The following is a 21,528-nucleotide window of genomic DNA, read 5'->3' on the forward strand; positions in this document are numbered from 1 at the left end:
CGGGCGGTTCGCCGCCCGCGCTTACCCCTCCGCGACGGGCGCGGGACGGGTTCAACAAATCCCGGGTTGGGGCGCCGTGGGCGTCCCTAACTGCCCCGACGGGCAGGACAGCGACCGAGAAGCCACCGTGCTTTAGAGGCGTCCTTGCCCGTCCCCCGATTCTGCCGTCATCGACGGCGCAGACAAAGGACAAGGACATGCAAGTCATCCTTCTCGAGCGTATCGCCAAGCTCGGCCAAATGGGCGAAGAAGTTAAGGTGCGCGATGGTTTTGCGCGCAACTTCCTCCTCCCTCAGGGCAAGGCGCTGCGCGCCAATGACGCCAACCGCAAACGTTTCGATTCCCAGCGGTCGCAACTCGAAGCCCGTGATCTCGAGCGCAAGAGCGACGCGCAGAAGGTCGCCGAAAAGATCGACGGCAGCACCTTCGTGGTCGTCCGCTCGGCCGGCGAAACCGGACAGCTCTACGGTTCGGTCTCGACGCGCGACATCGCCGACATCCTGGCGGCCGAAGGCTTCAACGTCCATCGCAACCAGGTCGAACTCAACAACCCCATCAAGGCCATCGGCCTGACGACGATCGCGCTGGCACTTCATCCTGAGGTCGATGTGAGCATCACGCTCAACGTCGCTCGCTCGGCCGACGAGGCGGAGCGTCAGTCCCGCGGTGAAACGCTGGATTCGGCGGAAGCAATCTACGGCGCCGATTACGACGAGGCCTCCAATCCCGATGAGTTCTTCGAGGATGCTCCCGAAGAGTTCTCCGACGAGGCCGGGGCTGGCGAAACCGGCGAAGACCGCGCCGAGCAGGGCTGATCCCCAGCCCAAATCCATGGACGTCAGAACGCCCGGGCCCTGGCCCGGGCGTTCTGCTTTTGTGGCAGAATTTGCTTCGCTGGTTTTGTGCGCTATTCTTGTGAATTGCGACGGGATCATGACGAGGCTGGTGTCATGAATTGGCTGTTCAAACGTCTGTGCGAACGGGTCTTCCGAAAGGGCAATCTGCGGGTAACGGATCCGCAGGGTTCCCTGCATTCCTTCGGCGACGGTGCCGGAGATCTCGTTCACCTCCACATAAAGTCCATCGCGGCCGAGCGCGCGATTCTACGCAATCCCGACCTCGGCTTTCCCGAGATGTTCATGGCGCAGGAGGTGGACTTTGTCGAAGGCGATCCGCTCGCCTTCATGAAGATTGCCTATACAAACATGAGTTGGGCTGGTGCGCGGCCACCATGGGTCATGGGAGTCATGGACGGTATGCGCTATGCGGTGCGCCGGCTCCAGCAGATCAATACCACCGGTCGTTCGCGCTCCAACGTCCAGCATCACTACGATCTTTCAGTCGACCTATATCGCCTCTTCCTCGACGAAGACATGCAGTATTCCTGTGCCTATTTTGGCAGCCCGTCCATGACGATCGAAGAGGCGCAGCTTGCCAAGAAGCACCATCTCGCCGCCAAACTCCGTCTCGAGGCGGAGCAGAATGTGCTGGATATTGGCTGCGGCTGGGGCGGGCTCGGCCTCTATCTGGCGCGCCGCTTCGACGTGAACGTACTCGGTGTGACGCTGTCGGACGAACAGCATGCTGTTGCGACGGAGCGCGCACAGGCCGCCGGGCTCGATCATCAGGTTCATTTCGAGATCCGCGACTACCGCAAGCTGCAGGAACGTTTCGACCGCATTGTATCGGTCGGCATGTTCGAGCATGTGGGTGTCAACCACTACCGGACCTTCTTCAACCAGTGCGCGCGCCTGTTGAAGCCGGATGGGGTGATGGTGCTGCATTCGATCGGGCGCTCGGGTCCGCCCTCGTCGACCGCCCCGTTCATCCGCAAATACATCTTCCCAGGCGGATACATACCCGCACTCTCCGAGGTGCTGCCGGCAATCGAAAAGGCAGGGCTGGTCGTCTCCGATGTCGAGATCCTGCAATTGCATTACGCCGATACGCTCAAGGCGTGGCGCGAGCGCTTCCTTGCCAATCGCGAGAAGGCCAGGGCGATCTATGACGAGCGCTTCTGCCGAATGTGGGAGTTCTATCTTGCGGCTTCCGAGGCTTCGTTCCGCTGGTCGGATCTCATGGTGTTCCAGATCCAGCTCACCAAGGGCAACGGCACGACGCCGATGACGCGGGACTACATGGTGGATACCGAGCGTGAACTCGCCAGGCACGATGTGTCGCCGAGACCCCGCAAGGCTGCAGCCGCTTCGCGTCCCGGAAAGAGCACACGGCGCAGGCGCCAGGACAGCTAATCCTGCCCCTTCGCGGTCCTCGTGTTGTAGACTGATCCTGCACCCGCCGATTCGTTCGCGATGTCGAGGCGTTTGTGATGAATGCCGTTTTGCGCTGTTGATGCTGTGGATAGCGTTGACGCCCGCGCAAGGTGGTTTCCTCCGGCGCAGGCAGTCGTTAGGACAAACGGGGCCGGGGGCCGGGAGTGTTCGATGCTCGCCGGTGGGCAAGTTGACAAGGCGATAAGATGGCTGAAGCGCTCCGCAAGCAGGCTGCGGCGGAAACACCGCTGTTTCGTGAGGCACCGCATAATCTGGAGGCCGAACAGGCGCTTCTGGGGGCCATTCTCGTCAATAACGACGCCTTTTACCGGGTGTCGGACTTTCTGAAATCATCGCATTTCTACGAGCCCCTTCACCGCAAGATCTACGAAGTCGCTGCCGACATGGTCCGGATGGGCAAGATCGCCAATCCGGTCACCATGAAGACCTTCCTGCCGGCCGACGAGAAGGTCGGCGAGATGACGGTTACGCAATATCTTGCAAGGCTGGCGGCAGAAGCCGTCACGGTCATCAATGCCGGGGACTACGGCCGGGCGATCTACGACCTGGCGACGCGCCGCGCGCTGATCACGGTCGGTGAGGACATGGTCAACATCGCCTTCGACGCCCCCGTCGACATGTCGCCCGGCGCGCAGATCGAAGATGCCGAACGCCGTCTTTTCGAGTTGGCCGAGACCGGCCGCTACGATGGCGGCTTCGAGACCTTTTCCGATGCCGTCAATCTCGCGATCGACATGGCCGGTGCCGCCTATCAGCGCGATGGCCATCTTTCGGGCGTATCGACGGGCCTGCGCGATCTCGACCAGCGCATGGGCGGGCTGCAGGCCTCGGATCTGATCATCCTGGCGGGACGTCCCGGCATGGGCAAGACGTCGCTGGCCACCAACATCGCGTTCAATATCGCCCAGGCCTACGAGCCGGTTCAGCAAGCCGACGGGTCGTTCTCGGCCAAGAATGGCGGCGTGGTCGGTTTCTTCTCGCTGGAAATGTCGTCGGAGCAGCTCGCCACACGTATCATTTCAGAGCAGACCGAGATTCCGTCTTCGAAGATCCGGCGCGGCGAGATCTCGGAAGGCGAATTCGAGCGTCTCGTCGCCTGCTCGCAGGTGATGCAGAAGATTCCGCTCTTCATCGATCAGACGGGCGGCATCTCGATTGCCCAGCTGACAGCACGCGCGCGGCGGCTGAAGCGCCAGCGCGGGCTCGACGTCATCGTGGTCGACTATGTTCAGCTGATGCAGGGCTCGAGCGCCAAATCATCCCAGAACCGCGTCCAGGAGATCACCGAGATCACCACCGGGCTCAAGGCGCTGGCCAAAGAACTCAACGTGCCGATCATCGCGCTCTCCCAGCTGTCGCGCCAGGTCGAAAGCCGCGAGGACAAGCGCCCGCAGCTCTCCGACCTGCGTGAATCAGGTTCGATCGAGCAGGATGCCGACGTCGTCCTCTTCGTGTTCCGCGAGGAATACTACATCTCGAACCGGGAGCCGGAGCCGGGCACGCAGGAGCATCTGGACTGGCAGACCAAGCTGGCAGCGGCACAAGGGCGGGCCGAGGTGATCATCGCCAAGCAACGTCACGGGCCCACCGGCACCGTCAGCCTTGCCTTCCAGGCGCAGTTCACACGCTTCTCCGACCTCGCGGACGATGCCCGGCTGCCCGAGCATTTCGAGTAGACCGTGCACATCATCGCCTCCCAGGAACGTTCGAATCCTGACCCCCGCGTTGCCGGCGGCCGCCTGACGGTCGACCTGGATGCGCTTCGCGCCAACTATCGCCGTCTGCGCGAGGTGGCCGGTGGAGCCGAGGTCGCGGGGGTGGTGAAGGCGAATGCCTACGGGCTGGGGATCGACAAGGTGGCCTCCGCGCTGTGGGCGGAAGGCTGCCGCGCCTTCTTCGTCGCGCTGCCGCAGGAAGGGGCCACGCTGCGCGCGGTGCTTCCTGAAGCCTATATCTACGTGCTGGCCGGCCTGTTCGAAAACGGTTCGGCCGACATCTTCCACGAGTTCGGTCTGCTTCCGGTCGTGAACTCGCGCACGGAACTGTCGATCTGGGAGGCGCATGGCTGGGATGGGGACGTGCCGCGCCCCTGTGCAATTCACGTCGATACGGGCATGAACCGGCTTGGCCTGTCTGCCGATGAGGCGATTGCATTTGCCGCCGACAACGCACTCACCGGTGCAGTCACGCCGCTGCTCGTCATCAGCCATCTTGCGTGCGCGGATGAGGCGGGCCATCCGCTCAATGTCCGGCAACTTGAATCATTCCAGGCAGTTAGGGGCGCTTTTCCCCACGCCGATTCAAGTCTGTCCAATTCCGCTGGAACGATGCTCGGGCCTGACTATGCGTTCGACCTCGTGCGCCCCGGTATCGCGCTCTACGGCGGCAACCCGGTCGCGGGCGAGCGCCCGATGCTCCCGGTCGCTACCGCCGAAACGCGGGTCATCCAAGTGCGGGCGGCAAAGGCCGGCGAGACAGTCAGCTATGGCGCTGCCCGGAAACTGTCGCGCGACACCCGTATCGCGGTCGTGGCGGCGGGCTACGCGGATGGCTATCCGCGTTCTTTGTCCGGTTCCGGCGTACCGCTCCGCCAGACGCTGGCGAAGGGCGGCGAAGGTTTCGTCCATGGCCAACGCGTGCCCGTTCTTGGACGGGTCACCATGGATCTCACCATGTTCGACGTCACCGATCTGGGTGAGGAAGTCGGCTATGGCGACTGGATCGAACTCTTCGGCCCCAATATCCCCATCGACGAGGCGGCCGCTCGGGCCGGAACGATCGCCTACGAGTTGCTGACCTCGCTTGGCGATCGCTACGACCGCCGATATCTGGGCGCGGAAATCAGCGATGGCTAAATCCAGAGTCCAGTTCGTATGCCAGAACTGCGGCACCGTGCACGCGCGGTGGGCGGGCAAATGCGATGGCTGTGGCGAGTGGAACACGCTGGTGGAGGAAGGTTCCGACGGCGGCATCGGCTCCGGGCCGGGCTCGATGCGCTCAGCCCGCAAGGGCAGGTCAGTCGCGCTGACCACGCTTTCGGGTGAGATCGAGGAAGCGCCGCGCATCGTTTCAGGTATCGGAGAACTCGACCGAGCCACCGGCGGGGGCTTCGTGCGCGGCTCCGCGCTGCTGGTGGGCGGGGACCCCGGTATCGGGAAGTCCACGCTGCTGACCCAGGCGGCGGCGGCGCTGGCCATGGCCGGTCACCGGGTCGTCTATGTCTCCGGCGAGGAGGCGGTAGCCCAGATCAGGCTGAGGGCGCAACGTGTGAATGCGGCTTCAGCGCCCGTAGAATTGGCGGCTGAGACCAATGTGGAGGATATCCTTGCCACCATCGCCGATGGCAAGCGGCCCGACCTTGTCATCCTGGATTCGGTGCAGACACTCTGGACCGACGCAGCGGATTCGGCGCCGGGCACGGTGACGCAAGTGCGCGCTTCGGCCCAGAAGATGATCCGCTATGCCAAGTCGACGGGGGCCGCGGTGGTGCTCGTCGGACACGTGACCAAGGAAGGGCAGATCGCCGGACCGCGTGTCGTCGAGCACATGGTCGATGGCGTACTGTATTTCGAGGGCGAAGGCGGCCACCACTTCCGCATCCTGCGGGCCGTGAAGAACCGCTTCGGTCCGACAGACGAAATCGGCGTGTTCGAGATGTCGGACAAGGGCTTGCGTGAAGTAGCCAATCCGTCCGAGCTGTTTCTAGGCGAACGGGCCGCAAAGGCTCCGGGAGCGGCCGTCTTCGCCGGAATGGAGGGCACGCGGCCCGTCCTGGTCGAGATCCAGACGCTCGTCGCGCCGTCCCCTCTCGGCACGCCTCGGCGGTCGGTGATCGGCTGGGATGGGGCCCGCCTCTCGATGGTTCTGGCCGTGCTGGAGACCCACTGTGGGGTGCGGTTCGGCTCGCATGACGTCTATCTCAACGTGGCAGGCGGCTATCGTATTTCCGAACCCGCCGCAGATCTTGCGGTCGCGGCCGCCCTGGTTTCATCGCTGACCGGCCTTGCCCTGCCTGCCGATAGCGTCTATTTCGGCGAAATCAGCCTGTCGGGGGCTGTGCGGCCGGTTGCGCATGCCCAGCAGCGCCTCAAGGAAGCCGAAAAATTGGGGTTCGGTCAGGCGGTCATCCCGGCTGGCAGCGAGGAAGCAGTGGCGTCGCAGGCCATCAGTATCTTTCAGCCGGCTATTCTGGCCGATCTCGTCGTGCGTATTGCAGGCAGCAAGCCGGACTAGTACGAAGCAGACGCGGTGCAATGCCGGTCTCTTGGAGTGGAACAGGGAATGCCGATTACTCTTCTGGACGGAATTCTGATCGGATTCACGCTCGTTTCAGCGATTCTCGCCATGGTGCGCGGGTTCTCGCGCGAAGTGCTTTCGATCGTGTCCTGGGTCGCGGCCGCTATTGGCGCTTACTATTTCTATCCGCTGGTGCTGCCCTACCTGCTCCCGCACATCAACAACCAGACACTGGCGCTGGCGGTGGCGGCCGGCATCGTTTTCATTATCGTGCTGATCATCGTGACGATTCTGACCATGAAGGTGGCGGATTTCATCATCGATTCGCGCATCGGCGCGCTCGACCGCACGCTGGGGTTCCTCTATGGCGCCGCGCGTGGCGTCCTTGTGGTGGCCGTCGCCTTCCTGTTCTTCTCATGGCTGGTCGGATCAAATCCGCCGGCCTGGGTGAGCGAGGCCAAATCTCGGCCGCTTTTGGAAGGTATCGGAAACTGGCTCGAGGGCGTCCTTCCGGACGATCCCGAGCGCTCGATCTTCGATCGTATCCAGCGGCCGGGTGACGAGCCGACTGGAGAATAGGGACGCCGCCGGCGATCCCGCACATAGGCGAGGCAGCCTGCCATGGCGGATATGGATGACACCCCCTTTGCCGGAGGAGACGACCGCTTTCACGACGAGTGCGGCGTCTTTGGTATTTTCGGTCGCCAGGATGCCGCGGCGATCGTGACACTCGGCCTTCATGCGTTGCAGCATCGTGGGCAGGAGGCGGCCGGCATCGTTTCCTTCGACGGTTCGCAGTTCCATGTGGAGCGGCATGTCGGCCTCATCGGCGACACCTTCACGAAGCAGGCCGTCATCGACCGGCTATCGGGTACACGCGCTATCGGCCATACCCGCTATGCGACCACTGGCGGGTCGGGCCTGCGCAACGTCCAGCCGCTCTTTGCCGAGTTGGCGGAGGGCGGAATTGCCATCGCACACAATGGCAACATCACCAACGCCATGACCGTGCAGCGCAACCTGCAGAAACAGGGTGCGATCTTCTCGTCCACATCCGATACAGAGACCATCCTGCATCTCGTGGCGACATCGCGCGAGCGCGACATCAATTCGCGCTTCATCGAAGCGGTACGGCAACTCGAGGGCGCCTTTTCGCTGGTCGCCCTGACCTCGAAGAAGATGATCGGTTGCCGCGATCCTTTGGGCATCAGGCCGCTCGTGCTCGGGGATCTCGACGGTGCTTGGATTTTCGCATCCGAGACATGTGCACTCGACATCATCGGCGCCCGCTTCGTGCGCGACCTCAAGCCCGGCGAGATGGTCGTGGTGACCAAGAACGGGATAGAGAGCCACTTCCCGTTCGAAACCCAGAAATCGCGCTTCTGCATCTTCGAATATGTCTATTTCGCGCGCCCTGATTCCTCCGTCGAAGGGCGCAACGTCTATGACGTGCGCAAGGCGATCGGCGCCGAACTGGCACGCGAGAACCCGGTCGATGCCGATATCGTGGTTCCGGTCCCCGATTCCGGCACGCCCGCGGCGATCGGCTTTGCCCAGGCATCGAACATCCCCTTCGAGCTCGGCATTATCCGAAACCACTATGTCGGGCGAACCTTCATCCAGCCGACGGACGCGATCCGTCACATGGGCGTGCGGCTCAAGCACAATGCCAACCGCAAGATGATCGAGGGCAAGCGGGTGGTGCTGGTCGATGATTCCATCGTGCGCGGAACGACCAGCCAGAAGATCGTGCAGATGGTACGCGACGCTGGCGCCAGCGAAGTCCACATGCGTATAGCTTCGCCGCCGACGCGCGCCTCCTGCTTCTATGGCGTGGACACGCCCGAAACGGCCAAGCTGCTCGCTTCGCGTATGACCATCGAGGAAATGGCGAGTTTCATCCGCGTGGATTCTCTGGGTTTCCTGACCATAGATGGCCTTTACCGGGCCGTCGGCGAAGCAGGGCGTGACAACGACAGCCCGCAATATTGCGATGCCTGCTTCACGCGCGACTATCCCACCCGGCTGACCGACTTCGACGGTGCAGACAATGTGCGCACGCTCTCCGTGCTTGCGGGCGGCGGGTGAGGCTCCTCTTCAGGAAAGCAGCTTCAACCCTCCTATGCCGGCTACGATCAGCATGATGCAGCCCAGGCGCGCGGCGCTGGCGGGTTCGCCCAGGATCAGGACACCGAACAGGACCGTTCCCACCGTGCCGATGCCGGTCCATATGGCGTAAGCGGTGCCGAGCGGGAGCGACTTGAGGGCAAGGCCGAGGAAGCCGAGGCTGATCGCCATGGCCAGGACGGTTGCGATGGTCGGCACCACGCGCGTGAAGCCCTGCGTGAATTTGAGCCCCACGGCCCAGCCGATCTCGAACATTCCCGCCAATGCAAGGTAAAGCCACGCCATCACTCATCTCCATCTTCGTGGCGATGAGGTCGTCCTCAACTTTTCGGGGCTGAAACGGCGCGGGTCGTCCCGTCCGAGACTTCATCTAGGTCTTGTCGGCTGAAACGGCAAGCCGGCTGGCTTCCGTCGGCGGCGCAAAGCGTTTATCAGCCTTCGCGACAGACATAAGCAGGGGACACGACATGACCGCTCCAGACCTTTCCGGCCGTACCGCCCTCGTGACAGGCGCCTCGCGCGGCATCGGCTATTTCCTGGCCAAGGAATTGGCGGCTGCCGGCGCGCATGTGATCGCGGTCGCCCGCACGGTGGGCGGTCTCGAGGAGCTCGACGACGAGATCAAGGCGGCGGGCGGGCAGGCCACGCTGGTGCCGCTCGACCTTGCCGACATGGCCGGTATCGACCGCATCGGCGGGGCGATCAACGACCGCTGGGGCAAACTCGACATCATGATCGCCAACGCCGCGGTGCTGGGCGTCATCGGGCCGATCGGCCACATCCAGGCAAAGACCTTCGACAAGGTGATGATGCTGAACGTGACGGCGACATGGCGGCTGATCCGTTCGGTGGACCCGCTGCTGCGCAAGTCCGATGCCGGCCGAGCCGTGCTGATGTCGTCGGGCGTGGCGCACAGCGCGCGCGCCTTCTGGGCGCCTTACGCCGCTTCCAAGGCCGCTGTGGAGGTCCTGGCACGGTCCTGGGCGGACGAGACCAAGAACAGTGCGCTGAGGGTCAATTCCGTCAATCCCGGCGCCACCCGCACCGCGATGCGCGCGCAGGCGATGCCGGGGGAGGATCCGGAAAGCCTGCCGCACGCATCGGAGGTCGCCGCCCGCATGCTGCCTCTGGTCAGCCCGGATCTCCAGGAGACCGGCCGGCTGTTCGACGTGCGCCAGAACCGGTTTCTGACCTATCACATGCCGGACTGAGCGAAGCTCAGGGTCGCAGCTTGTAGCCCGTCTTGAATATCCACCACAGCACCGCGATGCAGACGGCGAGGAACACGCCGACCATGGCGGTCGAGAAGAAGATGCTGACGTCGGACGTTTCGTAGAAGCTCCAGCGGAAGCCGCTGATCAGATAGACCACCGGGTTGAAAAGCGACACGGTGTGCCAGAAGGGCGGCAGCATCTCGATCGAGTAGAAGCTCCCGCCGAGGAACACCAGCGGCGTGATGATGAGCAGCGGAATGAACTGCAGCTGCTCGAAATTGTCCGCCCAGATGCCGATGATGAAGCCGAAAAGGCTGAACGTCAGCGCCGTCAGGAGCAGGAAGATGATCATCATCAGGGGATGTGCGATGGTCAGGTCGACGAAGAGACTGGCCGTCGCCAGGATGATCAGGCCAAGGATGACCGACTTGGTGGCCGCCGCCCCGACATATCCCAAGAGTATTTCCACATAGGAGATGGGTGCGGAAAGGATCTCGTAGATGGTGCCCACGAATTTGGGGAAGTAGATGCCGAAGGCGGCATTGGAAACGCTCTGCGTGAGAAGCATCAGCATGACCAGGCCCGGCACGATATAGGCCCCGTAGGAGACGCCGTCGATCTCCTCTATCCGCTGGCCGATCGCGGCACCGAATACGATGAAGTACAGCGAGGTGGTCAGGATGGGCGCGACGACGCTCTGGAACATGGTCCGGCGCCAGCGTGACATTTCGAAGATATAGATGGCCTTGACGGCGTGAAAGTTCACGAGCGGTCCCTCACGATGCTGACGAAGATGTCTTCCAGCGAGCTGCTGCTGGTCTCCAGATCGCGTACCGCGATCCCGGACCGGTTGAGATCGGCGAGAAGAGAAGTGATGCCGGTGCGCGCGGCCTGGGTGTCGTAGGTGTAAATCAGGCGCTGGCCCTCATTGGTCAGTTCCAGGTCGTAGCGGCCCAGAGCCTCGGGCAGGGCCTCGACGGGCTCGCGCAGTTCCAGGGTGAGCTGCTTGCGGCCGAGCTTGCGCATCAGCTCAGACTTCTCCTCGATCAGCAGCATCTCACCCTTGTTTATGACGCCGATCCGGTCGGCCATCTCTTCGGCCTCCTCGATGTAGTGCGTGGTCAGGATCACGGTGACGCCGGTTTCGCGGAGCTTGTGGATGAGCTGCCACATGTCCTTGCGCAATTCGACGTCGACGCCGGCGGTCGGCTCGTCGAGGAACAGGATGCGCGGCTCGTGGCTAAGCGCCTTGGCGATCATCAAGCGCCGCTTCATCCCGCCGGAGAGTTCGATGACCTTGTTGTCCTTCTTGTCCCACAGGGTGAGGTCGCGGAGGATCTGCTCGATGAGTTTGGGGTTGGCCGGCTTGCCGAAGAGGCCGCGGCTGAAACTGACGGTCGCCCAGACGGTTTCGAACGATTCCGTATGGAGTTCCTGAGGCACCAGGCCGATCAGGGATCGGGCAGCGCGGAAATCGCGCCTTATATCGTGGCCGGCGACCGTGACGGTGCCGGTCGACGGATTGGCGAGCCCGCAGATGATCGAGATCATCGTCGTCTTGCCGGCGCCGTTGGGACCCAGCAGGGCAAGTATCTCGCTCTCGCGGATCTCCAGATCGACGGACTTCAGTGCCTGGAAACCGTTTTCGTAGGTCTTCGACAGTCCTGAAACGGAGATGATCGGCGCGGTAATGGATTTTTGGAGCATGGGCTTTTCAGAAATGACGGCGCGTCACAAGGCGCGGCGTGAGAGCAGGGCAAGAGGCCGGATATAGTGTTCGGTGTCCATGCTTCCAATGGCCCAGCCAGGGTGGCGATCATGCTCCTGCCAGTTTCTTGCCAAGGGTCGATCGAGACGGGCCCTCTCGTGTTAGCCTTGACTTGCGCGTCCGGCATGCCAAACAGCGGCACGGAAAACAATCCAAGGGAGCAGGCGATGGCCATCGCATTCACCTTTCCGGGCCAGGGCAGCCAGGCGGTCGGCATGGGCAAGGAACTTGCCGACGCCTTCCCCGAAGCGCGGGCCGTGTTCGATGAAGTCGACGAGGCGTTGGGCGAAAAGCTGACGACCACGATGTGGGAGGGCCCCGAGGAGACGCTGACGCTCACCGCAAACGCCCAGCCGGCGTTGATGGCCGTATCCATGGCGATCATGCGCACGCTGGAGGCCAGAGGTTTCCAGCTGCAGGGCAAGGTCGATTATGTCGCCGGCCACTCGCTCGGCGAATACTCGGCGCTGTGCGCGGCGGGCATGTTCACCATCGCCGACACCGCCCGGCTTCTGCGCATTCGCGGCAAGGCGATGCAGCAGGCCGTGCCGGTGGGAGAGGGCGCCATGGCCGCCATCATCGGGCTCGAACATGAAGCCGTCGAGGCCGCCTGCGCCGCGGCCTCGACCCAAGGCGGCGTATGCCAGATCGCCAACGACAATGGCGGTGGGCAGATCGTTATCTCCGGCTCCAAGGAAGCGGTCGAGACCGCCGCCCGCGACTGCACCGAGAAGGGGGCCAAGCGGGCGATCCTGCTGCCGGTTTCCGCGCCGTTCCACTCTTCGCTGATGGCGCCGGCCGCCGACGCGATGCGTGTCGCGCTCAGCGAAGCGAGGAAGAAGGCACCGGTCGTGCCGGTCATTTCAAACGTCGTGGTGGAGCCGCTGTCGGACCCCGAACTCATCGCCGAAAAACTCGTGGAGCAGGTCACCGGACGCGTGCGCTGGCGCGAGACCGTGGAATGGTTTGCGGCCAACGGCGTCACCACGCTTTACGAAGTGGGTTCGGGCAAGGTGCTGTCCGGCCTGGCGCGGCGCATCGACCGCGACATCGTGACGGTGCCCGTCAATACGCCGGGCGACATCGAAACCGTACTCGCTGCGCTGGGCTGAGCTGGCCGGCGCATTCTTGTTCTGAAGGAAGGGTTACACATGTTCGAACTGACCGGGCGCAAGGCCCTCGTGACCGGCGCGACCGGCGGCATCGGCGAGGCCGTGGCACGGATGCTGCATCAGGCCGGCGCGACCGTGGGCCTGCACGGCACCCGGGTAGAGAAGCTGGAAGGCCTTGCAGCAGAACTCGGCGAGCGCACGAAGATATTCCCCGCCAACCTGTCCGACCGCGACGAGGTCAAGGCGCTCGGACAGAAGGCCGAAGCCGAGCTCGAGGGCGTGGACATCCTGGTCAACAATGCCGGCATCACCCGCGACGGGCTCTTCGTGCGCATGAGCGACGAGGACTGGGACGCGGTGATCGAGGTCAACCTCACCTCGGCCTTTCGCCTGACACGCGAACTTACCCATCCGATGATGCGGCGTCGCTACGGGCGAATCGTCAACATTACTTCGGTCGTGGGGACGACCGGCAATCCGGGACAGGCAAACTACTGTGCGTCAAAGGCCGGGCTCGTCGGCTTCACCAAGTCCCTTGCCCAGGAGATCGCTTCGCGCAACGTCACGGTCAATTGCGTGTCCCCGGGCTTCATCGAATCGGCCATGACCGACAAGCTCAACGAGAAGCAGAAAGACGCCATCATGGGCGCGATTCCCATGCGCCGCATGGGCAGCGGCGCCGATATTGCCGCGGCCGTTCTCTATCTTGCATCGGAGGGGGCAGGATATGTCACGGGACAGACGCTCCACGTCAACGGCGGCATGGCGATGATCTGACCGCCGTCTGGGGCCTTGGAAGGTCAGATCTTTTCGTGTATTGCCGCGCACAACATGGCCCGCGGCGGCCACGGATAGCTTTTCCACGATGGGAAGCATCAAAATGGCGTGCGGCGAAGGTCGAAAAGCCCGGCCCGCCCGCCAGCATCTTTCAACTTGATTAGCGGCGGACCTGTCGCTAACGAAGGCATCACAACACCAAGTCGAGGGTTTCCGAAATGAGCGATACCGCAGAACGGGTCAAGAAAATCGTTGTCGAGCATCTGGGCGTCGACGCCGACAAGGTCACTGAAGGTGCAAGCTTCATCGACGACCTCGGTGCGGACAGCCTGGATACGGTCGAGCTCGTGATGGCTTTCGAAGAAGAGTTCGGCGTCGAAATCCCCGACGATGCAGCCGAGACGATCCTGACCGTCGGCGACGCGGTCAAGTATATCGAGAAGTCCACCAGCTGAGTTGGACGGGCAGCAGTTCGTTCGTCCGGGAGTGAAGCCATGAGACGCGTCGTTGTGACGGGCCTGGGCCTGTTGTCGCCGTTTGGCGTCGGCGCAGAGCATGCGTGGAAGCAAATCCTGGCGGGACGAAGTGCAGCCCGACGCATCGAGAACTTCGAGGTTGACGATCTTCCCTGCAAGATCGCCAACCCGATCCCCCGGCAGGGCGAAGGTGCCTACAGCCCGGATGATTTTCTGGAGCCCAAGGACCAGCGCAAGATCGGCGAGTTCATCGTCTACGGCATGGTCGCAGCCGATCTCGCTCTCGCCGATTCCGGCTGGAAGCCCGAAACCGAGGACGAGCGCTGCGCCGCCGGCGTAATGATCGGTTCGGGCATCGGTGGCATCGAGGGTATCGCGGAAAATACCCTGACGCTCGAGCAACGCGGTCCGCGTCGCATCAGCCCCTTCTTCATTCCTGGAAACATCATCAATCTGGTTTCGGGACAGGTATCGATCCGGCACGGGCTGAAGGGCCCAAATCACGCCGTGGTCACGGCCTGTTCGACGGGGGCGCACGCGATCGGCGATGCGGCCCGCCTCATCATGTTCGGCGATGCGGACGTGATGCTTGCCGGCGGCGCCGAAGCGCCGCTGACCCGTCTCTCCATCGCGGGCTTCTCCGCCTGCAAGGCGTTGTCGACCGCCTATAACGACACGCCCGAAAAGGCTTCGCGCCCCTATGATCGCGATCGTGACGGATTCGTCATGGGCGAGGGCGCCGGCGTGGTGGTGCTCGAAGAACTCGAGCACGCCAAGGCGCGCGGCGCCAAGATCTATGCCGAAGTCGTGGGCTACGGCATGTCCGGCGACGCTTTCCACATCACCGCACCGGCCGAAGATGGCGATGGCGCCTATCGCTGCATGGCGGCCGCTTTGAAGCGGGCCGGGGTGACGGCGGCGGAGGTCGACTACATCAACGCGCACGGCACATCGACCATGGCCGACACGATCGAGCTCGGCGCGGTAGAGCGCCTGGTGGGCGATGCAGCCTCCAAGATCTCGATGTCGTCCACCAAATCCTCGATCGGTCACCTGCTGGGTGCCGCGGGCGCGGCCGAAGCGATCTTCTCGGTCCTGGCGATCCGCGACAACATCGCCCCGCCCACGATCAATCTCGACAACCCAGCCCGCGAAACCGCGATCGATCTCGTGCCAAATCAGTCGCGTGCGCGCCAGATCGACGTGGCCCTGTCGAATTCGTTTGGCTTCGGCGGCACCAATGCCTCCCTGGTGTTTCAGCGCTATAATGGTTGATCGCTCGTCGCCGAGCGTTGCAAGCCAGTATTTTAGCCATATTCGCCGCTAATTTCGCGGGCCGAGGGATATAAGAAGAGCAGCAGACGGGATGACGAATCAGTCTCACGAGAACGATGGTTCACAAGCGCCTCGCGAGCAGCCCCGGCGGCTCGTGCCCAAGTCGGCCAGCGAAGCGCTGAGACCCCAGGCAGGCACGCCGCCGCCGAGGCGCTCGCGCCAGTCGCGAAACCAGTTCGTGGTGTTCATGAATTTCCTCATGTCGCTCGTGGTGCTGGTCGTTGTCGTGGGGGGGCTGGGCTTCTTTCTCGGCAAGCAGGCTTTCGAAGGGCCGGGCCCGCTGCAATCCACGGACACCGTCCTGATCCGTCCAAATACCGGCGTGACGGAGATCGCCGACATACTCGAACGGCGCGGCATGATCTCGGACGCGCGGCTGTTCAGGCTGGGGCTTCGGGCCTATGGCCATGATGCCAGCCTGCGTGCGGGCGAGTACGAGGTTCGGGCGGGCGCATCCATGTATGAGATCATGGAACTGTTGCGCAGCGGGCGCTCGGTGGAATATGCGCTGACCATTCCGGAGGGCTTCACGGTCCACCAGGCGTTCCAGCGCATTGCCGCCATGGAAGAGCTGGAAGGTGACATGCCCGGCGAGTTGCCGCCCGAGGGCAGCATTGCGGCCGACACGATCCGGTTCACGCGCGGCATGCAGCGGCAGGAACTCATCCGCCGGCTGAGCAACGACCAGCAGCGCATGATCGAATCCATCTGGGAGCGCCGCATCGATGGGTTGCCGATCAACGACATCAACGAGTTCGTGACGCTGGCGTCGATCGTCGAGCGGGAAACCGGCCGGTCGGACGAACGCTCGCGGGTCGCGGCAGTGTTCATCAACCGCCTGAACCGCGGCATGCGCCTGCAGTCCGACCCGACCATCATCTATGGCATCTTCGGGGGAGAAGGCCTGCCGCCGGGCCGCCCGATCTATCGTTCGGACATCGACACGCCAACGGACTACAATACCTATACCATCAACGGCCTGCCGCCCGGCCCCATCGCCATCCCCGGACGGGCATCGCTCGAAGCGGTGGCAAATCCGTCCCAGACCGACGACCTCTACTTCGTCGCCGATGGCTCGGGGGGGCATGCCTTCGCCCGCACGCTGGACGAGCACAATTCAAACGTCGCCCGCTGGCGTGCGATCGAGCGCCAGCGCGCGGAGGCTGCCGCACAGCGCGAAGCGGAAGAGGAAACCGCGGAGTGAGCGGAGCGCCATCCCTTCCGGACAAGTGCCACGCGGCGGCGTCGAAGGGAGCGTCCCTCATATGAGTCTTCAGAGCATGACGGGGTTCGCTCGCGCCACGGTCGAACGTGGCGGAACTTTCGCGACCTGGGAATTGCGCTCGTTGAACGGCAAGGGTCTCGATCTGCGCCTCAGGCTGCCGCCGGGGCTCGACCGCATCGACCAGACCGTTCGCCAGGCGGCGCAGAAGCGGTTTTCGCGCGGCAACATCCAGGCTGTCCTGACGCTTTCCGGCGCGGCCACACAGGTTCAGCCGGTGGTCAACGAGACATTCCTGCAGGATGTCGCGGAACTGGCGCGCCGGCTGCAGGATCAGTATGGGCTGGCCCCGGCGAGCGCGGATGGGGTGCTGGCGCTGCGCGGCGTTCTGGAGCTGCCCGACCAGGGCGACGACGAAGAAACGCGCGGCCTTGTCGATGCTGCGATCAGCGAGGCCTTCGAGGCGGCGCTTGGCGAATTGGAGTCGGTTCGCCGTACGGAGGGCGCGGCGCTGCGTGAGCTGATGCTGGGGCATCTGGCCCGCATCGAGCAGCTCGCCGCCCAGGCGGAAGCCGATCCGTCGCGCGAGACGGAGGCGATCCGCAAGCGGCTGGGGGACCAGGTTCGCCTGCTGATGGAATCGGGCGCGGCCATGGACGAGGCGCGGCTCCACCAGGAGGCGGCTTTCCTGGCGGCCAAGGCCGACATCCGCGAAGAGATCGACCGACTGAGGACCCATGTCGAGGCGGCGCGGGTGCTCCTTGCCGGTGGCGGCGCGGTGGGTCGCAAGCTCGATTTCCTCTCCCAGGAGTTCAACCGCGAGGCCAACACGCTTTGCTCGAAATCCAATGCGGCGACGGTGACCGCCATCGGGCTCGACCTGAAGGCCGTGGTCGACCAGTTCCGCGAGCAGGTTCAGAATCTGGAGTAGGGCGATGGCGGGCGAGGGCACTTTGACCACGATCAGGCGGCGCGGGCTGATGCTCGTCCTGTCCTCGCCGTCGGGCGCGGGCAAGTCGACCATCGCGCGCAACCTGCTGGAGAGCGATCCGGCGCTGGAGCTTTCAGTCAGCGTGACCACGCGGCCGCGGCGGCCCAGCGAGATCGACGGGGTGCATTATCATTTCGTTTCGCAGCGCGATTTCGACCGGCTGCGCGACACCGATGCGCTGCTCGAATGGGCCGAGGTACACGGCAATTGTTATGGCACGCCGCGCGAGGCGGCCGAGCAGGCGATGTCGGAGGGCCGCGACATGCTGTTCGACATCGACTGGCAGGGCGCCAACCAGCTGGTCGACAAGATGCCGACCGATATCGTGTCGATCTTCATCCTGCCGCCCTCGATGGGGGAGCTGAAATCGCGGCTGCAGCGGCGGGCGGAAGATTCGGCCGAGACGATCGAGAAGCGGCTTGCCAATGCGCGCGAGGAGATCGGCCACTGGCAGGAATATGATTATGTCGTCGTCAATGACGATCTCGACCGGGCCTATGGGGCGGTGCGGGCGATCGTGACGGCCGAGCGGCTGCGCCGCAACCGTCGGCCGGGCCTGTTCGATTTCGTCAACGGGCTGCTCGACCAGAAGACGGTGCGCTCATAAAGCGTTGGCGAGCCGCACGAACTCCTCCACGGACAGCGTCTCGGCGCGCCGTGTCGGATCGATGCCGGCCCTTTCCAGAAGTGCCTCTCCACCCAGCGACTTCACGCTCTGGCGCAGCATCTTGCGGCGCTGGCCGAAGGCAGCCTGGGTGACGCGACCGAGCGTCGCCGTGTCGGCCGGAAGAGGCACCTCGCGCGGCTCGATATGGACCACTGAGGAGATCACCTTCGGCGGCGGAGTGAAGGCCTGGGGCGGCACGTCGAAGGCGATGTGGGAGGTGGTTCGCCAGCCGGCGAGCACAGCCAGCCTGCCGTAATGGTTGGACCCGGGCGCGGCCACGATGCGCTCGGCGACCTCGCGCTGGAACATGAGGGTGAGGGATTTCCAGTAGGGCGGCCAGGGCTCGGTCGTCAGCCAGCGGATCAGCAGCTCGGTGCCGATATTGTAGGGCAGGTTCGCGACGATGCGGATCCTGCGCCCCCCCGCCATGGCGGCGAAGTCGGTCGCAAGCGCATCGCCCGAGACGATCTCCAGCCGGCCGGGATAATGCGCGGCGATTTCCTGCAGCGCGGCGATGGCGCGGTCGTCGCGCTCGATCGCGATCACCTGCGCGGCACCGGCGAGCAGAAGCGCGCGGGTGAGCCCGCCGGGGCCGGGACCGACCTCGATCACCGTCTCGCCCGCGAGGCTGCCGGCGGCACGCGCGACCTTGGCCGTGAGGTTGAGGTCGAGCAGAAAGTTCTGGCCGAGCGACTTCTTCGGCGCCAGGCCGTGGCGCTCGATCACCTCGGAGAGTTTCGGCAGGCCGTCGGCGCTCATGGGCGGGCCTCCGCATCGGCCATGGCGCGCGCCATCTTCAGCGCCGCGATCAGACTGTCGGGACGGGCGACGCCCTTGCCCGCAATGTCGAAGGCGGTGCCGTGGTCGGGCGAGGTGCGGATGAAGGGCAGGCCGAGCGTGACGTTGACGGCCTCGTCGAAGGCCAGCGTCTTGGCCGGGATCAGGGCCTGGTCGTGATACATGCAGATGGCGGCGTCGTAGGCTGCCCGCGCGCGGGGGTGGAACATCGTGTCGGCGGGCAGGGGGCCCGTGGCATCGATACCCATGGCTCGAAGCCGTTCGACGGCGGGGCGCACCACCGCCTCGTCTTCAGACCCCATCGACCCGCCTTCGCCGGCATGCGGGTTGAGCCCGGCAATCGCCAGGCGGGGCTTTTGAAGACCGAAGCGGGCGGAAAGATCGCTTGCGACGATGGTGGCGGTTTCCACGATCAGTTGCTCGCTCAGGAGAGCGGGCACCTGGGCCAGCGCGACATGGATGGTGACGGGCACGGTGCGCAGGTCGGGGCCGGCGATCATCATGACCGCGCGGGCGGGGTGGCCCCAATGGCGTGTCGCGAGCTCGGCCAGGAACTCGGTGTGGCCCGGATGGGCAAAGCCCGCCTCGTAAAGCGGCCTCTTGGCGATGGGCAGGGTGACGAGGGCGGCGGCGCGGCCGTCGCGCACCAGCGCTACGCCGCGTTCGATCGCCTCGATCGTGCCGGCGGCATTTTCCGGACGCGGCGCCCCGGGCGAATCGACGAAGGCATTTTCCAGCTTGAGGACGGGCAGGGCGGTCTCGAAGATCGCGGCGGCTTCCTGCGTGCTGGCTTCGGCGATGTCGACGGCCAGGCCGAGCGTACGGGCGCGGGCGGCCAGAAGGGCAGGATCGCCGATCAGGAGGAAGGCGGGCAGGGCATCTGTCTTGCGGCGCTGCCAGGCTGCAAGCGCGATCTCCGGGCCGATGCCGGAGGGATCGCCGATCGACAGCGCGAGGGGGAGGGTGGTCACGGGCTTGGCGTCCTTTTTGTCGTTCGCCAGAAAGCGCGGATCGGGCGCGATGTCCAGTGCGCCGCGGGGTTGCGGCAAAAGTGGCGGGCCTGTCACGAAATGACCGCGTTTGTGGCAGGAACGCTCGCCCGGCCCAAGGGTTTTGGCAGCGAAGGGATCGCAACAACAATACGAGGAACCACACCATGAAACGCATTCTTGCACTCACCACCGCCGCCCTGATGTCGACCGCCATTGCCGGAACCGCCGTCGCGCAGGACGCGGAGTTCGAGGTCGAGACGGGCGTCGAAGCCGGTGCCGGCACCGACATGGACACCACGACGGGCGCGACCGGAACGGGCGCAGCCGCTGGTGGCACGATGGGCGCGGCAGGCGCCGGCGCCAATGTCGGCGCGGTCGTCTCCTCCATCAATACGGGCCAGTTCGGCACCGCCGATGTCGAGAGCGCCACTGAAATCTCGTCCATCAACGTGATCCGCATCGACGAGCTCCCGGGCGGCGAGGAACAGGCCGCCATCGATGGCGCGCTCGAGCGCCACCAGGACGGGGTCGATGATCTGCGCGCCGCCATCGAGGACAATGACGCGTTCTACGAGGCGCTGCAGGACGAGGACGTGTCGAGCGACGACGTCGTCTCGGTCCAGGGCACTGGCGACGGCAACTTCACCGTCTATGTCCGCTAATCCATCCCCCACGGGATGAACTGGAAATGCCGGCCTTCGGGCCGGCATTTTTTTTGTGCTCGCGGCCGAGCGCTCGCCTTGCTCGCTGGCCTCCGCGAGGGCCTCGCATGAGCTCGGACGCCCGGTCGGGCTTGCGGCCGGCGGCCGTTTTTTCGCTCGCGGGGTCGCACCGCGCTTTGGGAAGGACGCCCCCCTCCGGCCCTTCGGGCGTTCATGCTTCAATCGACAAATCTTTGTCGATTGATCGGCCTACGGCCGAGCGCTCCTCACCCCCCGCTTCGCAGGGGAGGATTGGGCGCAGACGGGCGTGACGGCTTGATCCTCCCCTGCGAAGCGGGGGAGGGGGACCATGCGCAGCATGGTGGAGGGGGCGCCCTGCACCACCCTTGACGGGAAAGCCGCAACACAGTTGCCGCCCGGGGGTGAAGTAGCTCCACCTCCCTTGCCGGGGCCGACCCCCTCTCCGCCTCGCTGTGCTCGGCACCTCTCCCCCTCAAGCGGGGAGAGGATGGGGGCTGTCACGACGTGTCGGGGCCTTCCAGCGCGTGGAGCGCCAGCGAATGGGCGTGCGCCAGGATCTCGTCGATCACGCGGATATTCGGGGGATGGGTGATCGAAGGATCGTAGCGCAAAAGCCGGCCGCCGGGCGGCACGCGACGGATGGGCAGGCGGGCCGTCTGGCGGCGCGCTTGCCAGCGGGCGAAGCGCCTGGCCTGGCCGGGGAGATCGTCAAGCGCCGCGGCAAGGGCTGCGAGGCGCTGGGTCAGGCGCGTGGCGCTGATGAGGTCGTCGGAGGAAGGTGGCGGCGGAAGCGGTGCGGGTTCGGTCACGCCGGGCACGACAATGCGCGGGGCGGC

General features: G+C 64.5%; 21 protein-coding genes and 1 pseudogene. 16 read left to right on the plus strand and 6 right to left on the minus strand.

Annotation, left to right across the window (positions count from 1 at the left end; translation table 11 throughout):
- Nucleotides 1-197: 197 nt before the first annotated feature.
- The 7 genes from rplI (at nt 198) to purF (ending at nt 8,618) form a co-directional block, all read left to right on the plus strand.
- On the plus strand, nt 198-815 hold the full coding sequence (gene rplI / locus GRZ55_RS20045; protein WP_169288735.1) for a 50S ribosomal protein L9: 618 nt from the start codon (nt 198-200) through the stop codon (nt 813-815).
- 135 nt (nt 816-950) lie between these two features.
- Nucleotides 951-2,252, plus strand: coding sequence for a cyclopropane-fatty-acyl-phospholipid synthase family protein (locus GRZ55_RS20050; protein WP_169288736.1), 1,302 nt, complete (start codon nt 951-953; stop codon nt 2,250-2,252).
- A gap of 227 nt (nt 2,253-2,479) precedes the next feature.
- A complete protein-coding gene (locus GRZ55_RS20055; protein WP_169288737.1) occupies nt 2,480-3,970 on the plus strand; it encodes a replicative DNA helicase in 1,491 nt (496 codons plus the stop codon).
- A gap of 3 nt (nt 3,971-3,973) precedes the next feature.
- A complete protein-coding gene (gene alr, locus GRZ55_RS20060; protein WP_368856652.1) occupies nt 3,974-5,149 on the plus strand; it encodes an alanine racemase in 1,176 nt (391 codons plus the stop codon).
- Nucleotides 5,142-6,527, plus strand: a complete 1,386-nt coding sequence (radA, locus tag GRZ55_RS20065; RefSeq protein ID WP_169288738.1) for a DNA repair protein RadA — start codon at nt 5,142-5,144, stop codon at nt 6,525-6,527. Before alr ends, radA begins: the two co-directional genes overlap by 8 nt.
- A 48-nt stretch (nt 6,528-6,575) precedes the next feature.
- On the plus strand, nt 6,576-7,109 hold the full coding sequence (locus GRZ55_RS20070) for a CvpA family protein (protein ID WP_169288739.1): 534 nt from the start codon (nt 6,576-6,578) through the stop codon (nt 7,107-7,109).
- Between the two features lie 42 nt (nt 7,110-7,151).
- On the plus strand, nt 7,152-8,618 hold the full coding sequence (purF, locus tag GRZ55_RS20075) for an amidophosphoribosyltransferase (RefSeq protein ID WP_169288740.1): 1,467 nt from the start codon (nt 7,152-7,154) through the stop codon (nt 8,616-8,618).
- Between the two features lie 9 nt (nt 8,619-8,627).
- Here the strand turns inward: purF and GRZ55_RS20080 are convergent, their stop codons facing one another.
- Nucleotides 8,628-8,942, minus strand: a complete 315-nt coding sequence (locus GRZ55_RS20080) for a multidrug efflux SMR transporter (RefSeq protein WP_169288741.1) — start codon at nt 8,940-8,942, stop codon at nt 8,628-8,630.
- Between the two features lie 182 nt (nt 8,943-9,124).
- Between GRZ55_RS20080 and GRZ55_RS20085 the strand changes: the two genes are divergently transcribed.
- Nucleotides 9,125-9,868: an SDR family NAD(P)-dependent oxidoreductase gene (locus GRZ55_RS20085; protein WP_169288742.1), complete on the plus strand. Its 744-nt coding sequence runs from the start codon at nt 9,125-9,127 to the stop codon at nt 9,866-9,868.
- A 7-nt stretch (nt 9,869-9,875) separates the two neighbouring features.
- On the opposite strand, the gene GRZ55_RS20090 is transcribed toward GRZ55_RS20085, so the two are convergent.
- Together GRZ55_RS20090 and GRZ55_RS20095 are read right to left on the minus strand one after the other, a co-directional pair.
- Nucleotides 9,876-10,637, minus strand: coding sequence for an ABC transporter permease (locus tag GRZ55_RS20090; protein ID WP_169288743.1), 762 nt, complete (start codon nt 10,635-10,637; stop codon nt 9,876-9,878).
- Nucleotides 10,634-11,578, minus strand: coding sequence for an ABC transporter ATP-binding protein (locus GRZ55_RS20095; protein WP_169288744.1), 945 nt, complete (start codon nt 11,576-11,578; stop codon nt 10,634-10,636). Before GRZ55_RS20095 ends, GRZ55_RS20090 begins: the two co-directional genes overlap by 4 nt.
- Nucleotides 11,579-11,806: 228 nt before the next feature.
- On the opposite strand from GRZ55_RS20095, the gene fabD reads away from it, so the two are divergent.
- The 7 genes from fabD (at nt 11,807) to gmk (ending at nt 18,159) form a co-directional block, all read left to right on the plus strand.
- Entirely contained in the window at nt 11,807-12,751 is a 945-nt protein-coding gene (gene fabD / locus GRZ55_RS20100; RefSeq protein ID WP_169288745.1) for an ACP S-malonyltransferase, read from the plus strand.
- 39 nt (nt 12,752-12,790) lie between these two features.
- Nucleotides 12,791-13,528, plus strand: coding sequence for a 3-oxoacyl-[acyl-carrier-protein] reductase (gene fabG / locus GRZ55_RS20105; RefSeq protein WP_169288746.1), 738 nt, complete (start codon nt 12,791-12,793; stop codon nt 13,526-13,528).
- A gap of 218 nt (nt 13,529-13,746) precedes the next feature.
- On the plus strand, nt 13,747-13,983 hold the full coding sequence (locus GRZ55_RS20110; RefSeq protein WP_169288747.1) for an acyl carrier protein: 237 nt from the start codon (nt 13,747-13,749) through the stop codon (nt 13,981-13,983).
- Nucleotides 13,984-14,022: 39 nt separating this feature from the next.
- Complete coding sequence (gene fabF, locus GRZ55_RS20115) at nt 14,023-15,279, plus strand: beta-ketoacyl-ACP synthase II (protein ID WP_169288748.1); 1,257 nt, start codon at nt 14,023-14,025, stop codon at nt 15,277-15,279.
- A 91-nt stretch (nt 15,280-15,370) separates the two neighbouring features.
- Entirely contained in the window at nt 15,371-16,543 is a 1,173-nt protein-coding gene (gene mltG, locus GRZ55_RS20120) for an endolytic transglycosylase MltG (protein ID WP_169288749.1), read from the plus strand.
- A 61-nt stretch (nt 16,544-16,604) separates the two neighbouring features.
- Nucleotides 16,605-17,492, plus strand: coding sequence for a YicC/YloC family endoribonuclease (locus GRZ55_RS20125; RefSeq protein WP_169288750.1), 888 nt, complete (start codon nt 16,605-16,607; stop codon nt 17,490-17,492).
- A gap of 4 nt (nt 17,493-17,496) precedes the next feature.
- A complete protein-coding gene (gmk, locus tag GRZ55_RS20130; protein WP_210257435.1) occupies nt 17,497-18,159 on the plus strand; it encodes a guanylate kinase in 663 nt (220 codons plus the stop codon).
- Here gmk and rsmA read toward each other — a convergent pair.
- Both rsmA and pdxA read right to left on the minus strand, forming a co-directional pair.
- Entirely contained in the window at nt 18,154-18,978 is an 825-nt protein-coding gene (gene rsmA, locus GRZ55_RS20135) for a 16S rRNA (adenine(1518)-N(6)/adenine(1519)-N(6))-dimethyltransferase RsmA (RefSeq protein ID WP_169288751.1), read from the minus strand. The genes gmk and rsmA overlap by 6 nt on opposite strands.
- Complete coding sequence (gene pdxA / locus GRZ55_RS20140; RefSeq protein WP_169288752.1) at nt 18,975-19,988, minus strand: 4-hydroxythreonine-4-phosphate dehydrogenase PdxA; 1,014 nt, start codon at nt 19,986-19,988, stop codon at nt 18,975-18,977. The genes rsmA and pdxA overlap by 4 nt, the downstream gene beginning before the upstream one ends.
- Nucleotides 19,989-20,173: 185 nt before the next feature.
- On the opposite strand from pdxA, the gene GRZ55_RS20145 reads away from it, so the two are divergent.
- Nucleotides 20,174-20,671 (plus strand): hypothetical protein, encoded by a 498-nt coding sequence (locus tag GRZ55_RS20145; RefSeq protein ID WP_169288753.1) that lies wholly within the window; start codon nt 20,174-20,176, stop codon nt 20,669-20,671.
- A 518-nt stretch (nt 20,672-21,189) separates the two neighbouring features.
- Here GRZ55_RS20145 and GRZ55_RS20150 read toward each other — a convergent pair.
- Nucleotides 21,190-21,528, minus strand: a pseudogene (locus GRZ55_RS20150) (hypothetical protein); the annotation flags it as partial.

Source organism: Chelativorans sp. ZYF759, from assembly GCF_012911015.1.
In the GTDB taxonomy this organism is placed as follows: domain Bacteria; phylum Pseudomonadota; class Alphaproteobacteria; order Rhizobiales; family Rhizobiaceae; genus ZYF759.